Below are 19,278 nucleotides of genomic sequence, written 5' to 3'. Positions count from 1 at the left end.
AGGATGAGGATCACTTCACTCGAATGCTGATGTCACCGTTTGATCCTGGAGGGGTAATCGGCAATCGTGAGTGTTAGTGGGCCTTTATAGTTCGCTTTCTTAATATAATATTGGTACTCCCCTGTTGTAGATCCCATCCGGTTCGATTGGAATACTTGGCCTGATGCATCCTTGTAATCGGTTTGAAATAAGAAGTAATGAAAATTCTTGTCCCTCGGGTCTTCATTCTTCAGGCGAATAACGAGAGCATTGAGATCTTCCTCACCGGTAAACGCGTTACCAGTTAATGTCATACGGTCGTCCGGACGGGAGAGCAGCTGCTTCTGGTCCACATCTACCTTCACCTCCAGTTTACTCTTGTCGAGTGCCCGGATACTGCTCGCCCGCAAATAAAGATGGTTAGGTTTTCGGAAATAGTTGCTCTGAAAATAAAGAATTTGCCGGCCGTCGCTCAGTGTGGTGGCGGAAACGCCGTTAGTGATGGTGCCGAACGTTTCGCCGAGCTCGTCTTCAAGCCGAATATCGTCGAAGGCGAATATTTTCTTCGTGTTGGCGGGATCATAGGCCACTTCAAGTCCGACCCGGCTAGGGTAAACCGTCATTTTCCCGAAAGTGATGCGCTGTCCTTCAACTGTCACGGTCTGGTCGATAGGGTATGTTTCTTTCATTCCATCGAATCTAGTCTTATCGACCGGTACGGAGAACTTCCAAACCGGTGCGGTTGCCGACGCCTCAACTCCCTCGCCGACCTTAATTTCCAGATCCAGCGTTTCTGGGATTCCCACCTCATCGTGCGAATTAAATTCGAACGTCCCTTGTTTGCTGTGCCAATCTTCACTAAAATTGGATGAACCAAAGTCGGATGAGGCGTGTTCGTAGTTCACCAGCTTCACTTCGCCCAGATTAACAATCCGCTTCCGCCCATCCATGTTATTTAAGGTATAGAATACGATAATCCTCGATTCGTCGGCGATAATGCCGTCCACCTTCAGCTGAATACCGTCATGCTCTTCGGACAGCCCAACCGGCTGCATGTAGTCATTTTCAAGAGCAAGCTTGAGCCCCTTGTCATAGTTAATCAGTTCGACGAGAGAACGCAAACCTGGAATATCGCCGACATAAGCCGCGACTGTCGGTGAAAACCGAATCGAAGCCACAGATGCCAAAATCAGCAAGCAGGCGACATAGGAAGCCGCTCTCGTTAACCTCCGGCGCCTTCTCCGCTGCCGGCCGAGCCGCATGCCGTTCCGGATGGCCTCGTCGATTTCTTCAGGGACGGCAATTTGCTCTATTTGCTCCTTCATAGCTTCTAACTGCAGCTGCTCCTCTGTATATCCATCTGTCTCACGCATGGTGTTCACCATCCTTCCCCAGGTGTTGCCGCAACCCGCCGAGCGCTTTATGAAGCCATGTTTTAATCGTGCCTTCCGGCTTGTTCAGTGTTTTCGCAATCTCTGTGATGGTCAGATCGTGATAATATTTCAGCTGAATCACTTTTTGATAATTGCCGTCCAACTGAGAGATGGCCGACTCCAGCAGCACCTTCTCCAACAGGGCCGATTCACCGTTTGCCTCATCCTGATTCTCGGCAGCAATTGCCGTATGCCCCCTGCCGGTCCTCCTTGCCCGCTTTTTCATTTCGTCCGCGCAATAGTTCATCACAATGCGGATCAGCCAACTGCCGAAGTACTGAGGCTCTTTCAATTTTCGAAGCTGCATATACGCCCGGCAGGTCGATTCCTGTACCGCTCCAAGAGCGTCGGCTTTATTTTTGAGGTACGTATAGGCGATCCGGTACATTTTTTTCTCATGCAGCGTGATGAGATGATAGAAAGCCTCATCATCACCGGCTTTTGCTGCAAGCACAAGCGACTCGTTATCCACACGTTTCCTCCCCCGCCGTTGTTACTTCTATAAGATTAGACTTTTTTAATCGCCAAACGGTTTTACCAATGCCAAATAAAAAAGAGACGTTGTCCTCCGACTCAAATCTGTTAAAATTTACTAGAATAACACCCTATTGAGGAAGCGAGGAGGATAAAAGATGCTGCTTGAAAATAAAAACGCCGTGATTTACGGGGCAGGAGGAGCTGTCGGAAGTGCGGTCGCCCGTGCCTTCGCCCGCGAAGGAGCGAGAGTATTTCTTGCCGGTCGCAGCCTTGAGAAGTTGGAAATAGCAGCTTCGGAAATTGCGAATTCAGGAGGCGCAGTCGAAATCGCCATTGTTGATGCTCTAGATGAGCAAGCTATTGAGAACCATCTCGACGAAATCGTAAAAATGACAGGACGCCTCGACATCTCGTTCAATACAATCGGACTAGGCGATGCTCAAGGGGCACCTCTTATGGAAATGCCACACGACCATTTCGCGCTTCCAATCGAAACCGCCATGCGTACACATTTCTTGACGGCGACCGCTGCCGCACGCCAGATGGCGAAACACGGATCCGGCGTCATCCTTGCCCTGACCGCCCAGGCCTCACGCAAACCGTATCCCAATGTAGGCGGTTTTGGAGTCGCCTGCGCCGCTATCGAGGGTTTTTGTCGGCAACTGGCGGTTGAGGCGGGGCCTCTTGGCATCCGTGTCGTCTGTCTTCGATCGGCGGGCTCCCCCGACACACCTGGTGTAAATGAGGTATTCAATCTTCATGCTGAAAATGCGGGTGTCTCCAGGGAAGTATATGAGGCAGGCATTGCCGAGAAAACAATGTTAAAAAGACTGCCTAAACTCGCCGAAGTCGCTGATGCAGCGGTGCTGATGGCCTCGGACCATGCCAGGGCGATTACTGGAGCGATCACGAACGTTACCTGCGGTGAAATTGCCGACTAGATTATTTCTTGGTCAAAATCCCCAAATATTGAATCCAAGGCCCGACGTCCGTCCTGTATCTCTCGGCCATCACCCGTACGATTTGGACGATGTGTGTGAGATCATGGACAACCCACGTAGAGAGCAGTTCTCTTAGTTTGACAGTACCTAAAGCAGGATGCGAACCTGTCAATTCCAGATCCATCTCCGGATCAACGAGAGCCTTAAGCTTGTTGATATTTAATGCTCTAAGCGTTTTAAACTCATGCAGCTTCTCTTCGATTGACCTTACGGGCTTCTCGTTCAAATGAGCATTACGGTCAAATGGAGCAAACGTCTTCCTTTCGCCATCCTGAAGAATGATTTCCAACCGGGGGATCCAGTCATGCTTCTCTCCCTCGATGAGGTGCCCAATCACTTCATTGACATTCCAGGTCCCTTCTCCTTCATTGCCTTGCAGCCATCCCTCAGACAAACCGGATAAAAAATACTCCAATGCCTGGGGTGTTCGCTCCAAAACCTCGATTGCTTCTACCATTTTAAAATTCATATCGATACTCCTTCCTAAAGCTTACATTCGCCTCCGGAATTCTATAGAATGAGCTTATAGTATGTAGGAGGAGGATGAAAAGATGAGAACGATGAAGTTAGGAACCAGCAACTTGGAAGTGCCCGTCGTTGCCGTCGGCTGCATGCGCATGAATTCACTGGACAAGGCAGAGGCGGAGAGGTTCATCCGGACGTCGATGGAAGAAGGCGCGAATTTCTTCGATCATGCGGATATTTACGGGGGAGGGCAGTGTGAGGAAATTTTCGCGGACGCCATCCAGATGAGTCCGGCGATTCGCGAGCAGATGATCCTCCAGTCCAAGTGCGGCATCCGTAAAGGCATGTTCGACTTCTCCAAGGATCACATCCTCCAATCGGTAGACGGCATCTTGAAGCGTCTGAAGACCGACTATTTGGACGTGCTGCTGCTGCACCGTCCGGATACCCTGGTCGAGCCGGAAGAAGTGGCGGAAGCGTTCGACCTGTTGTCGGCTTCCGGCAAAGTGCGGCATTTCGGCGTGTCGAACCAGCATCCGATGCAAATCCAACTGCTGAAGAAGTATGTGAAGCAGCCCATCGTGGCCAACCAGCTGCAGCTCAGCATCACGAACGCGACGATGATTTCCAGCGGCTTCAACGTCAACATGCAGAACGAGCCGGCCGTGAACCGGGACGGCTACATCCTGGACTTTTGCAGACTGCATGACATCACGGTTCAGCCTTGGTCCCCGTTCCAATACGGCTTCTTCGAGGGCGTCTTCCTGGATAACGACAAGTTCCCGGAGTTGAACGCGAAAATCAATGAAATCGCCGCCAAGTACGATGTGAGCAACACGACGATCGCCATCGCCTGGCTGCTGCGTCATCCCGCGAACATGCAGCCGGTGACCGGCACGATGAACATCACGCGGCTCAAGGATTGCTGCAAGGCGAGCGACATCCGCCTGACACGCGAAGAATGGTACGAAATCTTCCGCGCGGCAGGGAATGTGCTTCCGTAATCCGCCGGGCAAAAGGCCGGAGACACGCCAACTTAGGTGTGCGCTCCGGCCTTTTCCTTAAATAAAGCTTCTCGCATCCTGATTTCGACCAAACTTATAAACAGCCGTCAGTGAAAAGAATATCGCGAACGAAACGAGAATCAGCACGCTGGGGATCACTTCTGCCAAGGCAACTCCCAGCTGCAGCTTGCCGAACGCTTCCAGCAGCCAATATTGCGGCAGGAAGTACGCGATACTCTGCATCGCCTGCGGCATGGCGGCAATCGGAAACATACACCCGGCAAGAAGCGAGGTAGGGAAAAACAGCATCTGTTGCAACGCTCCGGCCTCCATTGAGCTTTTGGCGAATGCCGCGACCGCAAGGGACAGGCTGACCGCGACCAGAGCGTACAGACACAAGAGGAAGAACGCAACACCGAGCGGAAGGCCAGGCTTGACGCCGAAGATCTGCGTCATCACGCCCAGCGTTAAGGCGACTTGCGCGACGATAACGGCAAGGTTGACGATAATATTCGAGGAAACATAGCTGCGGGCGGACACCGGAGAAGCCATGATGCGGCGGTAGGTTCTGTTTTCCCGTTCCTTGAGCAGGATGCCGGACAGGTTGCCGGCGGCGAACAGCATGAGAACCGCCAGATAACCGATGGATTGGTATGCTTGTGCGTGGCCGGCGGACCGGTCCTGCAACGTTTCCGCGGACAGCGGGAAATCCGAAGCCTTATACTCTGCATACAAGCGATCGAATTTGCTTTCACTGCCCCCAGCCGCTTTCGATATCAAGGTCATATTGTCGATGTACCGGTTCAGGTTTGCCTTTACGTAGTCGCTCGCCTCCGTCCCTTTGACAGATACGATCCGAACCGATTCGGGATTGCCGCTTTTCACGGTTTGAGAGAACCCGGCCGGGAAAATAAGCGCCGCATCCAAATCACCCGCGATGATTTGTTCGTCCGCTTCCTCTTTCGGAAGTTCCACGAGGTTGGTAGAGTGCATGCCGCCGATGAAGGCAATGGTGTCCAGCGTGATGGCCTGTTTCCCATCCTCATTGACGATCCCGATATTCACTCGGACATCTTCCGAATGGCCTCGCGTCATGATCGCTAACAGAATAGCCAAGAGGGGCAACCCCAAATAGAACAGCCAGTTCTTATAGGTTTTGAACGTCGATATTAATGTTTTCCTAATCAACCACAGCGTATCTCGCACGATTATAGCCCCTCCCGTCTTTTCATGATGAGCAAAGCCGCGACCAGCAGCAGTACGGAAAACCCGATATTGAGGGAAATGGCCTGAACCGCCGCGGCAGCATGATCCGCATAAATGATTTGCAGCAGGGCATCGTTCGTCCACTCCAGCGGAGAGAAGTCCGCCACCGTTCTCATAAAGCCCGACAGCGCGTCGACCGGGAAGTACGATCCGCCGACAAAAGCGCCGACCTGGATGATCATCATCAGGATCGAGCCCGCCGCTTTTTCCCTAAAAATGTAGCTGAATCCGAGTCCCAAGCTGAGGGCGAATACGATTTCGCTGAGCAGCACGAGGAACACCAAACCGAGATGTTCGCCCCAATATACATTGAACATGTACTTGCAAATAAGCACCACAACGAGGATGTATATCGCATTTTGAAGCAGGTTCCCCGCGACCTTGCCCGCGAAAATTTCCGCTTTCGTTACCGGCGACGCCAGCAGCCTTACGGCTGTGCGGCGCTTGCGTTCGGTTTCGATCAATTGAGCGGCCGTCATGGCGCCATAGAGAACAATCAGGGTGATCATCGCGATCGCGTAATAGTCCGTCGCACCCGGCTGCCGAGCCCCATTCACGGAAGTTTCCGACACATGGTCGGTGCTTTCGCCCCCGGACAACAACACGCCGGCTTGCTCCGGGTCTTCCTTGGCAACCGCGGACGCCAACCGATAACGATCCTCGAATGCCGTTATCATGCTTTGGGCAATATCGCTTTCTACACGGCTGCGGCTATTCCCGTAGTACTTGATCCCGGTGTCCGAAATCTCCACATAACCCACGTATCGGTTATTTTCCACTTCAAGCTTGCCGTCCGCACTCGCTCTTACCCGCTCGAATGCGATGCCGGAACGGCCGGACTGTTCGACAAATCGGTTCCAACTGTCCGCCAGAATCGGTTCCTGACTATGATTCGTGTAGAGAACACGGATCTCTCCTACCGCTACGCTGCCGTGAAAACCGTTTGCCACGATCGTCCCCAGGATCAAGACCAGCAAAACCGGGGTCGCGATCATAAACACGAGCATCTTCACGTCCCGGAGCGTCAACAACTCCTTAAGCGCTATTCTCCAAATATTCAAGAGTCTCTCCTCCTTCCCGCTCCCGCGCTCATTAATCCCGCAAGCTTCTGCCGGTCAAGGTCAGGAACACACTTTCCAGGTTGGGCTCCTGCTCCTCCACGGACCGGATTTCGATCTCGTCTGCCATCAACTGCTGAATCATTTTGTTCAGGTTGTTCACCCCGGCGTCGGATGTGAACTTGATGACCCGATCTTCGATTTCCACCTGCTTCACGCCGGCGATCTCCCGCAGCTTGCCGGGATCCGCGTTTTCCGTCGAACGCACTTCAATCCAGATGTTTTTCTGATCGGTCACGATCGCTTTCAATTCTTTCTTCGTCCCCTGCGCGATGATTTTACCGTGGTCAATAATCGCAATCCGGGTACAGATCTCTTCTACTTCCTCCATGTAATGGCTCGTATAGAGGATCGTGCATCCCATCTCATTCAGCTTTTTCACTGAATTCAGAATATGATTTCTCGATTGAGGATCAATGCCGACCGTCGGCTCGTCCATGATGAGCAGCTTGGGCCTGTGGGCGATGGCACAGGCGATGTTCAGCCGCCGCTTCATCCCGCCGGAGAAATGTTTAGGATAGACCGCATGCTTGTCGCCGAGGCCCACGAATTCCAGCGCCTCCAGCGTTCTCTCCTTCAGCTCGGAACCTCTGATTCCGTACAATCCCGCGAAAAAACGAACATTTTCATAGGCCGTCATATCCTCGTAAATCGCGATTTCCTGCGGGACGATGCCGATGTTCTTTTTCGCGAAATTGGCATGCTTGGTGATGTCTTTGCCCAGCAATCGGATTTCGCCTTTGGAGATGCGGAGCAAGGAAGCGATCATGTGGATCGTCGTGCTTTTGCCCGCGCCGTTCGCCCCCAGGAATCCGAATATCTCTCCTTCTCCGATCGACAACGACACTTGGTCCACGGCAACGAAATCTCCGAATGTCTTGCTGAGCCGGTCGATTTCCAAAATGTTCATCCCGTACACTCCAATCCATATCTCAGGTTACTTCGATCATATAAAAAAGAATGAACCTGCGGCAGTGCACAAGTTCACTCTTTCGGCATGAGAATTTTCATGTTTTTGCGGTTGGAATCTTCAAGGCTGCCCATAGGGAAGCAGAGTGGTCACGGAGAATCCGCGCGATCCGTCTACGATCACCTTGCCGTTCACGCCGGCCGCCCGTTCCTCCATGCCGATGATCCCGAGGCCTTTAATGAGTTTTGGCGTACCTTTGCCGTTGTCCGAAACCTCGGCTTTAATCAAGGTGCCCAGCACTTGGATGCTTACCGAGACGGCGGTGGCATCCGAATATTTCAATATGTTGGTGAGAGCTTCCTTGGTGTTTTCCAAAATGACCTTCCAGTGGATTGGGGTAATCAGGTCCACATTGCCTTCGTGCGTGAGTACGGTACTGACGGGATGTTTGGCGGAAAATTCGTCGATCAGCAGCTTCAAGCGGTTGATGCCCAGCTGTTCCGTTGGCGGTTTCATATTTTTCAGGACTTGGCGGATGCTTTCAATGCCGTCCTTCGAAATATGAATCGCGTTCTGCAGCAGCTCAGCCGATTTGGCGGCATCGGAGGCAAGCAGCCGCTTGGAAGCTTCCATCTGGATGAGCGCTCCGGTCATGGAGTGCCCGATTTTATCGTGAATTTCCTGGGACAGCCGGTTACGTTCCTCCAGCTTGAACGTATACTCGGATTGCCGGATATATTCGGTATTTTCGTTCAAGCTCTTGGCCAGTTGATCGACGCGGCCGCGCATTGTTTCCAGGTCTTTGCGATAGGCTTCGATCCTTGCCGAGTACGTCCCCTGCATCTCGCCAAAGACAAAGCCGAGCAAAGCGACGAGGCCGTATAGCAGCATGAAGTCCGAAGGAAGAAACGCCAAGGGAGCCATCAGGAGGAACAAGAGGATCGCAGATTGATTTTTTGGGATAAAGGCCGATGCCAGCTCGTACATGCCTGCAGGGAGAAGCAGCAGGAACAGCGGGTCCAATCGATAGGCAAATGCGGAAACCATCAGAACGGAAACCAGCATGAACAACGGCTTCAATCGAACCCGTTTCACGATATAAATGCAGAGATTCACACTTAGGTAGAGTAGAACGAAAACAATATCCCAGTGTGACGCCGACGCGGACGAAAAGGAAGAAGAGACGACCACATAGAGCAGGATGATGCTTTTGTGGCAGATCGACCAAAATTCAGCAGGGATCTCACTTTGCCGCATCGCCGACTTCCCCCGTCAGGAAATAAATCGCGATCTGCGTGCGATGCGTAAGTCCCGTCTTTCCCAAGATCGAAGTTATGTGATTGGCAATAGTGCCTTCGGAAATGAACAGCTCCTGCGAGATTTGCCGGTTGGACAAGCCTTTGGCAATGCGGGCCATAATCTCGTATTCCCGGTCGGTAAACAAGCTGCGGTCGATTTTCCCTCCTGGATCTTCCTTCTTATCCTTCCCTGTCATCAGACCGGATTTCAGTTTGTCGAGCACGGCATCCTGGAGCACGTTGTGCCCGTTATGTACCGATAGGATCGCATGACGAATATGCTCAGGATCGTTATTCTTCAGCAAGTAGCCTTTCGCGCCATATTTAATCGCGTCCAGGATGAATTCGTCATCGTCGAAGGTGGTGAGAATCAGCGACTTGGTGGATGTCCGTTCGGTGAGAAGCCTCGTGGCTTCCACCCCGTTCATGACCGGCATCTGGATATCGAGCAGCGCCACGTCTACCGCCTGCCGTTCACAGAATGCAACCGCCTCTTGCCCGTTCTGGACGGCGGCCAAGACGTCGAATTCGTCGAATGAATGCAGAATAATTTTCATGCCTTCCCGGACAAAGGAATTATCGTCGGCAATCAGGACCTTAATTTTCAGTGTTGTTCACCTCACATGATGAATGACTCAATCAATAATTCGATATTTCTCGATCGAATCCTGTCAGAACGATTCACCGCCATGGACACCGAAACGAAAAAAACCGTCCCAACAAGAAGCTCCTCAAATTTTACTATTGTATTTCCCGCCTAAATCATCTATCATATTTCGGTAATGATAATCATTATCACTGTATGAAAAACACCGGAGTGAACAATATGACCTTACTGGAAACTCATTGGGGTTCCAAGGTAAAAGTAACGAATTTAGAAAGCGTCCAACAGCTTGTTCGTCGTCGACTTGGGGACCTGGGCGTGATGGAAGGTTCGGTTATTTCGCTCCGCAAGGCGATGCCGTTCGGGGGTCCATGCACGATTGAAGTCAAGGGACAGTGGATCGCCATTCGCCGCAAAGATGCGGGCCATATTGTAGTGGAAGCATTATGCTGACGGTTGCTTTAACCGGTAACCCCAATACCGGCAAAACTTCGCTCTTTAATATGTTGACCGACTCTTACGAGTATGTCGGAAACTGGGCCGGCGTTACTATCGAGAAGAAAGTCGGTACTCTTAAAAATAAACGAGGACAGTTGGTCGACCTCCCCGGCATATACTCTCTCAGTCCGTTGTCTCGCGACGAAGGGGTAACGACGCTTTATTTGCTGGATGAGTCACCCTCTTCGCTGCTCAACGTCGTCGACGCTTCTCAATTGGAGAGAAACCTCCATCTTACGATTCAGCTGCTGGAATATGGCAGACCAGTGGTCGTGGCGCTCAACATGATCGACGTGGCCGAAAAACGCGGATTGGACATCGATGTAAAAAAGCTTTCAGAGCAAATGGGCGTTCCGATCATGCCCGTCATCGCCCGTTCCGGATTTGGATGCGATACGCTCATGCAAGCCGCGGTAAAGTCCAGTATCGATGACGAATCTCTGGTCAGCCCTCGCCACTTCGATTACGGACCGGTTTTGGAGCAAGCGATATCCACGCTGGAAGCGAAGCTTCCGGTAAGTATGGCGTCCAAACGGTGGCTTGCGCTGCAGCTGCTTGAAGGGAACATCCCTGTATTGCAGAAGCTTCGCCAACATGTCGACCCCGTCTGGCTGCAAGCCTTCTACGTTGAAACAGAGGCGCTTGTTCAGAAGCTTCCCGAAGGGAAAAAGCTGCCGGATTACATTCGCGACAAACGCGCAGGTATCATCGACCGTTGGCTTCAAAGCGCCGTACGCGAGACAAAGCCTCTACGTACCACGCTGTCCGAGCGAATCGATGCGATCGTCTTGAACAAATATCTCGGCATCCCGATATTCCTTGCGTTCATGTATTTCACGTTCAAGCTGACATTCGATTGGATCGGAACACCGGTATCCGACCGGCTGGACGCGCTGCTTAATGGGGTGATTAGGGACGGGATTGCATCCTTTCTCAATACCGTCGGCGCCGCGTCGTTCCTCAAGGCCGTCATTCTGGACGGGATTGTCGCAGGGGTTGGCGGCGTTCTCGTGTTCGTTCCACAAATTTTCATGCTGTTCCTCATCATCTCTTTTATCGAGGATTCCGGATATATGGCCCGAATCGCCACCGTCATGGATAAGCTGCTGGAAGGCGTCGGGCTGAACGGCAAAGCTTTTATTCCGATGATTATCGGTTTCGGCTGCAACGTCCCCGGAATTATGGCTGCTCGCACGATCGAGCAGCCCAAAGAACGGCTTCTGACCATTCTGCTCACGCCTTTGATGTCTTGCTCGGCCAGGTTGTCCGTATATAGCTTATTTGTGGGAACATTCTTTCAATCCCATCAAGCCCTTATCGTATTATCTCTCTATGTGCTAGGCGTTGTGGTCGCGCTGATTCTGGCGAAGCTCTTCTCTTATACGCTGGCGAAAGAAGAAGAATCGATGTTCATCGTCGAAATGCCGCCCTACCGGATTCCTCAGTGGCGGACACTTTCCCGCAGCACGTGGGAAAAAGGCAAAGGCTTCGTTCGCAAGGCAGGTACGTTCATTTTCGGCGGTTCCGTCGTGATCTGGCTGATGGGCTACTCTGGATTCCATGGTTGGAACGTACCGATGAACGAAAGCTTTCTTCAAGCCATCGGCTCCGTACTTTCTCCTGTCATGGAGCCCCTGGGCTTCGGGAATTGGCAGGCCGGCGCAGCACTCATTACCGGATTTTTGGCGAAAGAGGTCGTCGTCTCGACGATGGGGATCATTTATGCCGCGCCGACCGAAGCGGGCCTAGAAGGTGCGATCGCGCATTTCTTTACTCCGCTTCAAGCTTACAGCTTCATGGTGTTCATCCTTTTGTATGTACCGTGCCTGGCAACGGTGGGCGTCATTCGCAACGAGACGAAATCCGCAAAATGGACATGGTTCTCCGTCGGGTACGCCTTGGTTATCGCTTATGTTATTTCGTTCATCATATACCGTGGAGGCCTGCTGCTGGGCTTTCATTAACGGGAGGAACCGCCATGATATTCAGCATTATCGCAGGAGCCGGCATTTTCGGATACGCCGGATGGACCTTAACCCGCTACTTCAAGAAAACACGGCAAGGCAAATGCGCAGCTTGCTCCCTTCAAGCGTCTTGCCAAACATCCTGTTCTCAGGTCAAGTAACGAGAAACAAAAAAATCCATTCCACAAAGCGTTGTGGAATGGATTTTTTATAAGTCACGCCTTCAACCGCTTGAACACATTAACCGTCATCAGAATGACCGAAACGATAATGAGCAGGCCGCCGAGCACGGCAAAAGGGATGCCGATGTCATCATTGCCCGCCGCAAAAAGGACCATGCTGACAATCAAAAGCGGCAGGCCGACGTTGTGCAGCCAGAACTGGATTTTCGCCAACCTCGCTTCTCCCAATTCCGGATAGGCTTTATAAATGAGACCGATGATGGCCAACGAAGCCCAGCCTGCCAGATTGATGTGCGCATGGACCGACGTGTACTCGAAAGCTTGAGCGCTTCCCATGACCAATCCTAGAACCGTTCCGATTAGAAAATAAATGACGGCCGCCTTAATAAACCGTGCACTCATGTGCAATCCTCCCGATTTTATATGATGACGACTAAAGAAAGCATTTTCATCATCGTAACACACGATAAAACGATTTTGGATAAATTTTCACAACCTCGGATTGTACCCCCGTCCAAGCGCGATTCTCTCATCGGCATACGTTAATTTTGATCGTTACGGTGGAGGACAGCAGCTTGGAGACGGGAGTGAAAGTCTTGAAATGGCAAAATTCCATAGGCGCTTATAAAGCATGCATAAGTCTCGGGGCTACTTGCCAAACCGCCTATCAACTCCGAAGACTGGGCTTGCGCAGTTTTTCGGGCCCGTTGGATTGGTTCGTTTCCGATTCCATGAACGGATTGGTCCGCTTGCTCCATCACCGTTTCAACGGCTTTATGGAACTGAACCAGCTTGAGCTCGTCGGCCGCACCCAGGAATGCTATGTCGTAAAGGATAACGTCAACCAGGTCGTCTCTTATCATGATTTTCCCGTTTACATCCCCGAAGACAGATGGCGGGACGCTTATCCCGCCTTTAAGCAGACACTCGACCGCCGTGTACAACGCTTTATGAAAGTCATTCGGGAGCAGCCGGTTCTTTTCGTAAGAACTCAAACGAATTCCAGCGAAGCACAGGAGCTGCTTAAGGCATTAAGGAAATTGGCACCCGGCAAATTTCAGCTTCTGATCGTGAATCACCACCCGCCGGGTCGGCTTGACGTTGCGTATGAGGACTGGGGGCTCGACGGCATCTGCTCGGTGAAATTGCCGACGGGAGAAGACTGGCGGGGATCCGACCCGGCTTGGGATCTGTGTATGAACGGTTATAAATTGTATACTGCGTCCGCTCGTTTAAATGAAAAACGGCCCGCACGCAGACGTTAAAGCCTGCATGCGAGCCGAAAGGTTACCCGCATCGGTCAAACCTCGAACCTTACCGCGAGTCCGTGTTTCTCAAAAACAACCTTCATTGCCTCTCTCGCTTCCGTTTCATCGGGTCCGTGAACATCGAGTCGGTAGAGCTCGTCCCGAATGAGCGTTAAAGTCAGCCCCAGGATGCTTTTGACGTCGATGTATTTGTTGTCGGCGTGAATTACGATGCTGGACTGATACCTGTTCGCGGTCTGATTGATCTCGACGATCGCTGTCGTTCCGATACCGCTCATTGTAAGCCTCCTCTACCACAATATTTTGGAAAGATACACGACAACGGTGACCGTAATGGCACTTAAAAGAGTCGTAAGCAGCACGGCTTCCGCCGCATAGTCAGGATCGTTGTCGTATTCCAGGGCAAACAACGCCGTGTTGCGGGAACAAGGATAAGCGCTGGCGATGAACAGCGCCTGCGCGGTCACGCCCTCCAGGCCCATGATCATAATAATCAGCAAGCCCAATGACGGGGAAACGAGCAAGCGACCGATAACGGTCAGCGTCAGCGGCAAAGAAGGCCGCCGGAGTTTCAAGTAGGCCACCTGAGCCCCCAGTGTGAACAAGGCGACAGCCACAAATCCGTTGGCGACGTTGTCGATTGGCTTCCAAAGAAAGCCTGGAATCGCAACGCCCAGCCCCTTCAGCACAACCGCCGCGAGCATCGCGTACAGGATGGGCATTTTGAACATCTCAACAATCGTTTTGGCGCCCTTCACTTGGGTGGAAATCGAGTTGAACAGCCCATAGGTATGGGTAACCACATTCTGAAATATGGTCACGACCACCTGGATGGACATGCCGACCGGATTGCCAGCAAACACCAGCTGGCTGACCGGCAGCCCGTAATTGCCGGAGTTGTTCAGCACCACGCTGTTCTTGAAGGTGGCGGCCACCTTGCGATCGAGTCCCGCCGCGCGGGCCGCAATCCCGCTGATGATCATCAGGCCGACGTTCTGCACGAGCAGGAAAGTGACCAGCTCCGCCAGCAAATCCCCCGCAATTCGGCTTTCATAAATATTAACGAACGCCAGGGCCGGCAGAAACACGTTGGTGGTGAGCTTGGAGAGGGTCCTCAAGTCGAACTGATACTTCCGGTGAAGCCCCGCACCCGCCGCAAGAAGGGCGAATACGGGAAAAATCACCTGAAGAAGGATCAGAAACAGAACGTCCATTACCGGAAATCCCTCGGCACCCTTCTCGCCACTCCGGTTTCGATCGCGGCCTTGATGACCGCGGCCCTGACTTTCACCACAACCTCTTCATTAAAGACACTCGGGATGATATACTGCTCGTTCAGCTCTTCGGCGCCGACGACGGAGGCGATCGCTTCCGCGGCGGCCAGCTTCATCCGTTCGTTGATCGTGCGGGCACGGCATTCCAACGCGCCCCGGAAAATACCCGGGAAACACAATACGTTGTTGATCTGATTCGGATAATCGCTCCGTCCGGTCGCCATGACGCGCACATACGGTTCGGCGGCTTCAGGATCGATCTCCGGCTCTGGATTTGCCATCGCGAAGATGATCGGATCCCGGGCCATTTTTTTCACATCTTCCACCTTGAGCACGCCGGGTCCGGATAAGCCGAGGAAAACATCCGCACCCTCGATCACTTCGGACAACGATCCTGTGGCGCGGTTCGGATTGGAATGCTCCGCGAGCCACCGCCACATCGAATTGGAATACTCCTCACCCGCAACAATGGCCCCTTGCCGGTCAACAGCAATCAAGTTGCGGACGCCCGCCGCCAGCATCATTTTGGAACAAGCGACACCCGCCGCGCCTATGCCGATGACGACAACCTTGATGTCTTCCAGCTTTTTGTCGACGATCTTGAGCGCGTTAAGCAGACCTGCCAGCATGACGACGGCCGTTCCGTGCTGATCGTCGTGAAAGACGGGGATTTCGAGCTCCTGCTTCAACCGCTCCTCGATTTCGAAGCAGCGCGGAGAGCTGATGTCCTCCAGATTGATGCCGCCAAACGCGGGAGACATGTTTTTAATGGTTTGAATGATTTCTTCCGTATCCTTGGTCTGCAGGCAAATCGGAAAAGCATCCACGCCGCCGAACTGCTTGAACAGCATCGCTTTCCCTTCCATGACCGGCATGGCGCCGAACGGCCCGATATCTCCTAAGCCAAGCACCGCGGTGCCGTCGCTGACAACGGCCACGGTGTTGCGTTTGATCGTGAGAGAGAACGCCTTGCTTTCGTCCTGTTGGATCGCTTTGCACACTTTCGCTACGCCGGGTGTATAAACGTGGGACAAGTCCTCCCGGTTTTTGACCGGCATACGCGCTTGAACCTCGATTTTGCCGCCAAGGTGGACAAGGAATGTTCTGTCCGATACGTTGATGACCTTTACACCGTCCATACCCCTGAGCCGCTCGAGAAGACTCGAGTTGCTGTGATCGGGGATGTGGACCGTAATGTCCCGGATAGCGGAATCACGGGCGGAGTGAATGATGTCCGTTGCCATGATGTCCCCGCCCGATTCTCCGATGGCCATCGCCACTTCGCCGAACGTAATTTTCGATTTCTGAATCTCCATGCGGATGATGATGTTTGAACTTGTTGCCATACCGGCCTTCCCCTTCCGTATCGGAGGTGTTCGGTGCTTACACTTCCTCGTTGATCACAACTTTTTTGCCGCGCATCTTGAGCAAGATCGGAACGATCAGCCACAGTGCGGCAACGACCAGGAATGTAAGCGACAGAGGTTTGGTGAGAAATACGGAGAAATCTCCGTTCGAGCCGGTCAAAGCGCGGCGCATGTTGTTTTCGATCATCGGACCGAGCACCAGACCCAGAACAAGCGGAGCCAGCGGATAATCGTTCTTCGCCAGGAAATAACCCGCAATGCCGCAGCCGATCAGCAGCAACAGATCGAATGTCGTGTACTGAACCGCATAGACGCCGAATACGGAAATCGCGACGATGATCGGAAGCAAATATTTCGGCGGTGTTTCAATGATTTTGGCAAACACTTTGACGAGCGGCATATTGAGCAGCAAAAGCATCAGATTGCCAATGAACATACTAGCGATCAAGCCCCAGGCGACGTCCGGATGGTCTTCAAAAAGGAGCGGACCCGGCTGGACGTTGTACATGATGAGTGCACCCATCAGAATGGCGGTTGTACCCGAGCCCGGAATGCCGAGCGTTAGCAGCGGAACCATCGCGCCGCCCGAAGCCGCGTTGTTGGCCGATTCAGGACCCGCCACGCCTTCGATGGCTCCTTTGCCGAACTTGCCGGGGTTTTTGCTGATCTTCTTCTCCATGATGTAGCTGAAGAAGGAAGCCAGCGTGGCGCCGGCGCCGGGAAGCACGCCAACGAAGAATCCGAGAATCGAACCGCGCGCGATCGGGGCCGCGCTCGTTTTCATGTCCTGCTTGGTAGGCAAAACGCGTCCAACCTTGGCAATTTCGCCCGTTGCGTATTCCCGGTTGATAATTGTCTTGAACACCTCACCAAGCGCAAACAACCCAACGGCGATCGTCAGAAATTCAAGTCCGCCGTAAAGAATCGGAAAGCCGTACGTGAACCGGGCCACGCCGGAAACGTTGTCCATCCCGATCGTCGCAAGAAGCAGTCCCATGACCGTCATGATGAGCGCCTTCGTCATCGATTTGCCGGCGAGGCCGCTGACCGCCGCAAGTCCAAGCAGCATCAGGGAGGTATACTCCGCAGGCCCGAACTTAATTGCCAGATCCGATAGCGGCTGAGCAAGCGCAATCAGAGCAACCAAAGAGAAAATGCCGGCCGCGAAGGAACCGATGGCGGCGATGGACAAAGCAGCTCCCGCTCTTCCTTGTTTGGCCATCTGGTAACCGTCCAGCGTGGTCACGACGGAAGAAGATTCACCGGGCGTATTCAGCAAAATCGACGTGGTGGATCCGCCGTACATGGCACCGTAATACACGCCTGCCAGCAGGATGATGGCGCTGGTCGCCGCGCTTGCGGGATCCTGGCCGGACGTCATGCTGGCCGTCACGGGGATGAGAAGCGCGACGCCGCTCATCGGGCCGATCCCCGGCAATACGCCGACGGCCGTGCCGATGACAACGCCGATAAATGCAAACAGAATGTTGTTCCACTGCAGCGCAGTTGCGAAGCCGTCCGCCAAGAAATTTAAAACATCCATGTTGTTCACGGCCTCCTTCTAGCCCAGATTCATAAAGGACGGAAACCCTGGCAGGCTTCCTTCCAATATTTGAACGAACAAATAGTAAACGCCATAAGAGAATGCGGCCGAAATGATGATCGAGACGAGCCATTTTCCTCTCTCAATGACTTGGAACGAGAACAACAGGAATAAGAAAGTCCCGATGACGTAACCGATGTCCTCAAGGAAGTAAGCATAAATGAGGGACGCGGCCAATATAAGCAGAAACCGCTTGTAATCCGGTTTGGTGTCCTCTTCGGAAGAAGCGGAAGTTTTCGTTTTCAACACTTCGTAAAACAACCGAATGCTTAGAAGAATCATCACGACACCCAGCCCCATCGGAAAGATATCCGGGCCGACGTTGCTTCCATAAGAACTCGTGCCGATCGATTGACTTTGCCATACGAATAACACACCAATGAGCAAAAAGACGATACTGGCATATCGGTCAAACACTTTGTTCACTTTCCTCACCCCATTGCACAATTTGCTTGGAAAAAAAGTGACGAAGGGGAAGCTGAGCCCGCCTTCGTCACTGCGTTTATTTTGACGGCTTGCCTTATTTCGCCATGCCCAGAGCTGTCAGAACATCCTTGAGCAGAACTTCCTGGTCATCCAGGAACTTGTTGAATTCATCGCCCGATCTGAACTCCGGCTCCCAAGAGTTGGATTGGAGTTCTTTTTTCCAAACGTCGGAATCATTCAGCGACTTTAATGTTTTTTCCCAGTAAGCTTTCTGATCGTCCGTCATTTCTTTCGGACCGAATACGCCGCGCCAAATGGTGAACTCTGCATCGATGCCGGACTCTTTCAGCGTCGGGATGTCTTTGAAATCGCCGGACAATCTTTCTGCGGAAGTAACCGCAAGCACTTTCACTTTGCCGGCTTTAAGATACTCAGCCGCGCTGGAGACGTCCGTACCGATCACGTCCGCATTGCCGCCGAGAAGAGCTGCAATGGCTTCACCGCCGCCGTCGTACGAGACATACTTCACGGCTTTCGGATCAATGCCGAATTTGTATGCCGGCAAGATCGAGATCACATGGTCCATAGAACCTGGAGCCGAACCGCCCGCAACCGTGATCTTCGTCGGATCCGCTTTCAGAGCGTTCATCAGAGCGGTGATGTCCGCGTATTTGGAATCGGCCTTCACGACGATGGCGCCGAAGTCCTTGGTCAATTGTGCAAGAGGAGTCGTATCCTTGTAGCCGTACGGGCTGTTTCCTTCCTTCTTCAGGTTGTTGATTAGAATCGGAGGAGAGCTCACGAACAGCTTGTACGGATTTTTCTTATCCTGCGTTACATAATCCGCGAGGAATACGGCACCGCCGCCGCCCGGCTTGTTTTCGACCGTCATCGTTTGGTCAACCAGTTTCGCTTCGGAAAGCACCTTCGTTAAAGAACGTGCCGTTTTGTCCCAGCCGCCGCCGGCGCCGGAAGGCGCGACTACGACGATCGGTTTCTTAGGATAATCGCCGGACTTGCCGCCTGCTCCTCCGCAGCCCGTCAAGGTGATGGCTGCAACTGCGGCAACCAACCCAGCCTTCCATTTCCAATTTTTAAATGTCACCAAAGTTCCCCCTTATGATATATTACCTATTGATCG

General features: G+C 52.7%; 21 protein-coding genes. 6 read left to right on the top strand and 15 right to left on the bottom strand.

All coding sequences use genetic code 11. The features are described from left to right. Positions 1-32: 32 nt before the first annotated feature. Both E5161_RS18820 and E5161_RS18815 read right to left on the bottom strand, forming a co-directional pair. Positions 33-1,352, bottom strand: coding sequence for a DUF4179 domain-containing protein (locus tag E5161_RS18820; RefSeq protein ID WP_169306763.1), 1,320 nt, complete (start codon positions 1,350-1,352; stop codon positions 33-35). Further along, positions 1,345-1,884 carry a sigma-70 family RNA polymerase sigma factor gene (locus tag E5161_RS18815; RefSeq protein ID WP_136779431.1) on the bottom strand — a complete coding sequence of 180 codons (540 nt, stop codon included), beginning with the start codon at positions 1,882-1,884 and terminating at the stop codon, positions 1,345-1,347. The genes E5161_RS18820 and E5161_RS18815 overlap by 8 nt, the downstream gene beginning before the upstream one ends. Before the next feature lie 160 nt (positions 1,885-2,044). Here E5161_RS18815 and E5161_RS18810 point away from each other — a divergent pair, with 160 nt between their 5' ends. After that, positions 2,045-2,830 (top strand): SDR family NAD(P)-dependent oxidoreductase, encoded by a 786-nt coding sequence (locus E5161_RS18810; protein WP_136779430.1) that lies wholly within the window; start codon positions 2,045-2,047, stop codon positions 2,828-2,830. Position 2,831: 1 nt separating this feature from the next. Here the strand turns inward: E5161_RS18810 and E5161_RS18805 are convergent, their stop codons facing one another. Next, complete coding sequence (locus tag E5161_RS18805; protein WP_136779429.1) at positions 2,832-3,359, bottom strand: DinB family protein; 528 nt, start codon at positions 3,357-3,359, stop codon at positions 2,832-2,834. A gap of 82 nt (positions 3,360-3,441) precedes the next feature. Here E5161_RS18805 and E5161_RS18800 point away from each other — a divergent pair, with 82 nt between their 5' ends. Further along, positions 3,442-4,359 carry an aldo/keto reductase gene (locus tag E5161_RS18800; protein WP_136779428.1) on the top strand — a complete coding sequence of 306 codons (918 nt, stop codon included), beginning with the start codon at positions 3,442-3,444 and terminating at the stop codon, positions 4,357-4,359. 57 nt (positions 4,360-4,416) lie between these two features. On the opposite strand, the gene E5161_RS18795 is transcribed toward E5161_RS18800, so the two are convergent. The 5 genes from E5161_RS18795 to E5161_RS18775 form a co-directional block, all read right to left on the bottom strand. After that, positions 4,417-5,565 (bottom strand): ABC transporter permease, encoded by a 1,149-nt coding sequence (locus E5161_RS18795; RefSeq protein ID WP_136779427.1) that lies wholly within the window; start codon positions 5,563-5,565, stop codon positions 4,417-4,419. A gap of 2 nt (positions 5,566-5,567) precedes the next feature. Continuing rightward, complete coding sequence (locus tag E5161_RS18790) at positions 5,568-6,686, bottom strand: ABC transporter permease (RefSeq protein WP_136779426.1); 1,119 nt, start codon at positions 6,684-6,686, stop codon at positions 5,568-5,570. Between the two features lie 31 nt (positions 6,687-6,717). Then, entirely contained in the window at positions 6,718-7,653 is a 936-nt protein-coding gene (locus E5161_RS18785; RefSeq protein ID WP_136779425.1) for an ABC transporter ATP-binding protein, read from the bottom strand. 120 nt (positions 7,654-7,773) lie between these two features. Further along, the gene (locus E5161_RS18780; RefSeq protein ID WP_136779424.1) at positions 7,774-8,910 is read right to left on the bottom strand and encodes a sensor histidine kinase; all 1,137 of its coding nucleotides are present in this window, start codon (positions 8,908-8,910) and stop codon (positions 7,774-7,776) included. After that, positions 8,897-9,559 carry a response regulator transcription factor gene (locus tag E5161_RS18775; RefSeq protein WP_136779423.1) on the bottom strand — a complete coding sequence of 221 codons (663 nt, stop codon included), beginning with the start codon at positions 9,557-9,559 and terminating at the stop codon, positions 8,897-8,899. Before E5161_RS18775 ends, E5161_RS18780 begins: the two co-directional genes overlap by 14 nt. Positions 9,560-9,777: 218 nt before the next feature. Between E5161_RS18775 and E5161_RS18770 the strand changes: the two genes are divergently transcribed. The 3 genes from E5161_RS18770 to E5161_RS18760 are packed head-to-tail and all read left to right on the top strand — an operon-like array spanning position 9,778 to position 12,178. Continuing rightward, positions 9,778-10,008: a FeoA family protein gene (locus tag E5161_RS18770; protein WP_136779422.1), complete on the top strand. Its 231-nt coding sequence runs from the start codon at positions 9,778-9,780 to the stop codon at positions 10,006-10,008. Further along, positions 10,002-12,017, top strand: coding sequence for a ferrous iron transport protein B (feoB, locus tag E5161_RS18765; RefSeq protein ID WP_136779421.1), 2,016 nt, complete (start codon positions 10,002-10,004; stop codon positions 12,015-12,017). The genes E5161_RS18770 and feoB overlap by 7 nt, the downstream gene beginning before the upstream one ends. A 14-nt stretch (positions 12,018-12,031) precedes the next feature. Further along, the gene (locus E5161_RS18760; protein WP_136779420.1) at positions 12,032-12,178 is read left to right on the top strand and encodes a FeoB-associated Cys-rich membrane protein; all 147 of its coding nucleotides are present in this window, start codon (positions 12,032-12,034) and stop codon (positions 12,176-12,178) included. A gap of 54 nt (positions 12,179-12,232) precedes the next feature. Here the strand turns inward: E5161_RS18760 and E5161_RS18755 are convergent, their stop codons facing one another. Further along, complete coding sequence (locus tag E5161_RS18755; RefSeq protein ID WP_136779419.1) at positions 12,233-12,601, bottom strand: heme-copper oxidase family protein; 369 nt, start codon at positions 12,599-12,601, stop codon at positions 12,233-12,235. A 194-nt stretch (positions 12,602-12,795) separates the two neighbouring features. Here E5161_RS18755 and E5161_RS18750 point away from each other — a divergent pair, with 194 nt between their 5' ends. After that, positions 12,796-13,464, top strand: a complete 669-nt coding sequence (locus tag E5161_RS18750) for a DUF1796 family putative cysteine peptidase (protein WP_169306762.1) — start codon at positions 12,796-12,798, stop codon at positions 13,462-13,464. A gap of 35 nt (positions 13,465-13,499) precedes the next feature. On the opposite strand, the gene E5161_RS18745 is transcribed toward E5161_RS18750, so the two are convergent. The 6 genes from E5161_RS18745 to E5161_RS18720 form a co-directional block, all read right to left on the bottom strand. Next, positions 13,500-13,745 carry an HPr family phosphocarrier protein gene (locus E5161_RS18745; protein WP_136779417.1) on the bottom strand — a complete coding sequence of 82 codons (246 nt, stop codon included), beginning with the start codon at positions 13,743-13,745 and terminating at the stop codon, positions 13,500-13,502. A 12-nt stretch (positions 13,746-13,757) separates the two neighbouring features. After that, on the bottom strand, positions 13,758-14,681 hold the full coding sequence (locus tag E5161_RS18740; protein ID WP_136779416.1) for an AEC family transporter: 924 nt from the start codon (positions 14,679-14,681) through the stop codon (positions 13,758-13,760). Next, a complete protein-coding gene (locus E5161_RS18735) occupies positions 14,681-16,087 on the bottom strand; it encodes an NAD-dependent malic enzyme (protein WP_136779415.1) in 1,407 nt (468 codons plus the stop codon). Before E5161_RS18735 ends, E5161_RS18740 begins: the two co-directional genes overlap by 1 nt. 37 nt (positions 16,088-16,124) lie before the next feature. Then, positions 16,125-17,651, bottom strand: a complete 1,527-nt coding sequence (locus E5161_RS18730) for a tripartite tricarboxylate transporter permease (protein ID WP_136779414.1) — start codon at positions 17,649-17,651, stop codon at positions 16,125-16,127. 18 nt (positions 17,652-17,669) lie between these two features. Then, positions 17,670-18,137: a tripartite tricarboxylate transporter TctB family protein gene (locus tag E5161_RS18725; RefSeq protein ID WP_136779413.1), complete on the bottom strand. Its 468-nt coding sequence runs from the start codon at positions 18,135-18,137 to the stop codon at positions 17,670-17,672. 94 nt (positions 18,138-18,231) lie between these two features. After that, on the bottom strand, positions 18,232-19,188 hold the full coding sequence (locus E5161_RS18720) for a tripartite tricarboxylate transporter substrate binding protein (protein ID WP_246042436.1): 957 nt from the start codon (positions 19,186-19,188) through the stop codon (positions 18,232-18,234). Positions 19,189-19,278 lie beyond the last annotated feature (90 nt).

This window comes from Cohnella pontilimi (genome assembly GCF_005049045.1).
GTDB classification, from domain to species: Bacteria; Bacillota; Bacilli; order Paenibacillales; family Paenibacillaceae; genus Cohnella; species Cohnella pontilimi.
The sequence above is the reverse complement of the archived record's forward strand: the minus strand, read 5'-3'. Positions and strand labels throughout refer to the sequence as shown.

Excerpts from the sequence above, each read along its gene's own strand:
- E5161_RS18820 (WP_169306763.1), bottom strand. The coding sequence starts at position 1,352 with ATGCGTGAGACAGATGGATATACAGAGGAGCAGCTGCAGTTAGAAGCT.
- E5161_RS18810 (WP_136779430.1), top strand. The coding sequence starts at position 2,045 with ATGCTGCTTGAAAATAAAAACGCCGTGATTTACGGGGCAGGAGGAGCT.
- E5161_RS18805 (WP_136779429.1), bottom strand. The coding sequence starts at position 3,359 with ATGAATTTTAAAATGGTAGAAGCAATCGAGGTTTTGGAGCGAACACCC.
- E5161_RS18800 (WP_136779428.1), top strand. The coding sequence starts at position 3,442 with ATGAGAACGATGAAGTTAGGAACCAGCAACTTGGAAGTGCCCGTCGTT.
- E5161_RS18785 (WP_136779425.1), bottom strand. The coding sequence starts at position 7,653 with ATGAACATTTTGGAAATCGACCGGCTCAGCAAGACATTCGGAGATTTC.
- E5161_RS18780 (WP_136779424.1), bottom strand. The coding sequence starts at position 8,910 with ATGCGGCAAAGTGAGATCCCTGCTGAATTTTGGTCGATCTGCCACAAA.
- E5161_RS18770 (WP_136779422.1), top strand. The coding sequence starts at position 9,778 with ATGACCTTACTGGAAACTCATTGGGGTTCCAAGGTAAAAGTAACGAAT.
- feoB (WP_136779421.1), top strand. The coding sequence starts at position 10,002 with ATGCTGACGGTTGCTTTAACCGGTAACCCCAATACCGGCAAAACTTCG.
- E5161_RS18760 (WP_136779420.1), top strand. The coding sequence starts at position 12,032 with ATGATATTCAGCATTATCGCAGGAGCCGGCATTTTCGGATACGCCGGA.
- E5161_RS18755 (WP_136779419.1), bottom strand. The coding sequence starts at position 12,601 with ATGAGTGCACGGTTTATTAAGGCGGCCGTCATTTATTTTCTAATCGGA.
- E5161_RS18745 (WP_136779417.1), bottom strand. The coding sequence starts at position 13,745 with ATGAGCGGTATCGGAACGACAGCGATCGTCGAGATCAATCAGACCGCG.
- E5161_RS18740 (WP_136779416.1), bottom strand. The coding sequence starts at position 14,681 with ATGGACGTTCTGTTTCTGATCCTTCTTCAGGTGATTTTTCCCGTATTC.
- E5161_RS18735 (WP_136779415.1), bottom strand. The coding sequence starts at position 16,087 with ATGGCAACAAGTTCAAACATCATCATCCGCATGGAGATTCAGAAATCG.
- E5161_RS18730 (WP_136779414.1), bottom strand. The coding sequence starts at position 17,651 with ATGGATGTTTTAAATTTCTTGGCGGACGGCTTCGCAACTGCGCTGCAG.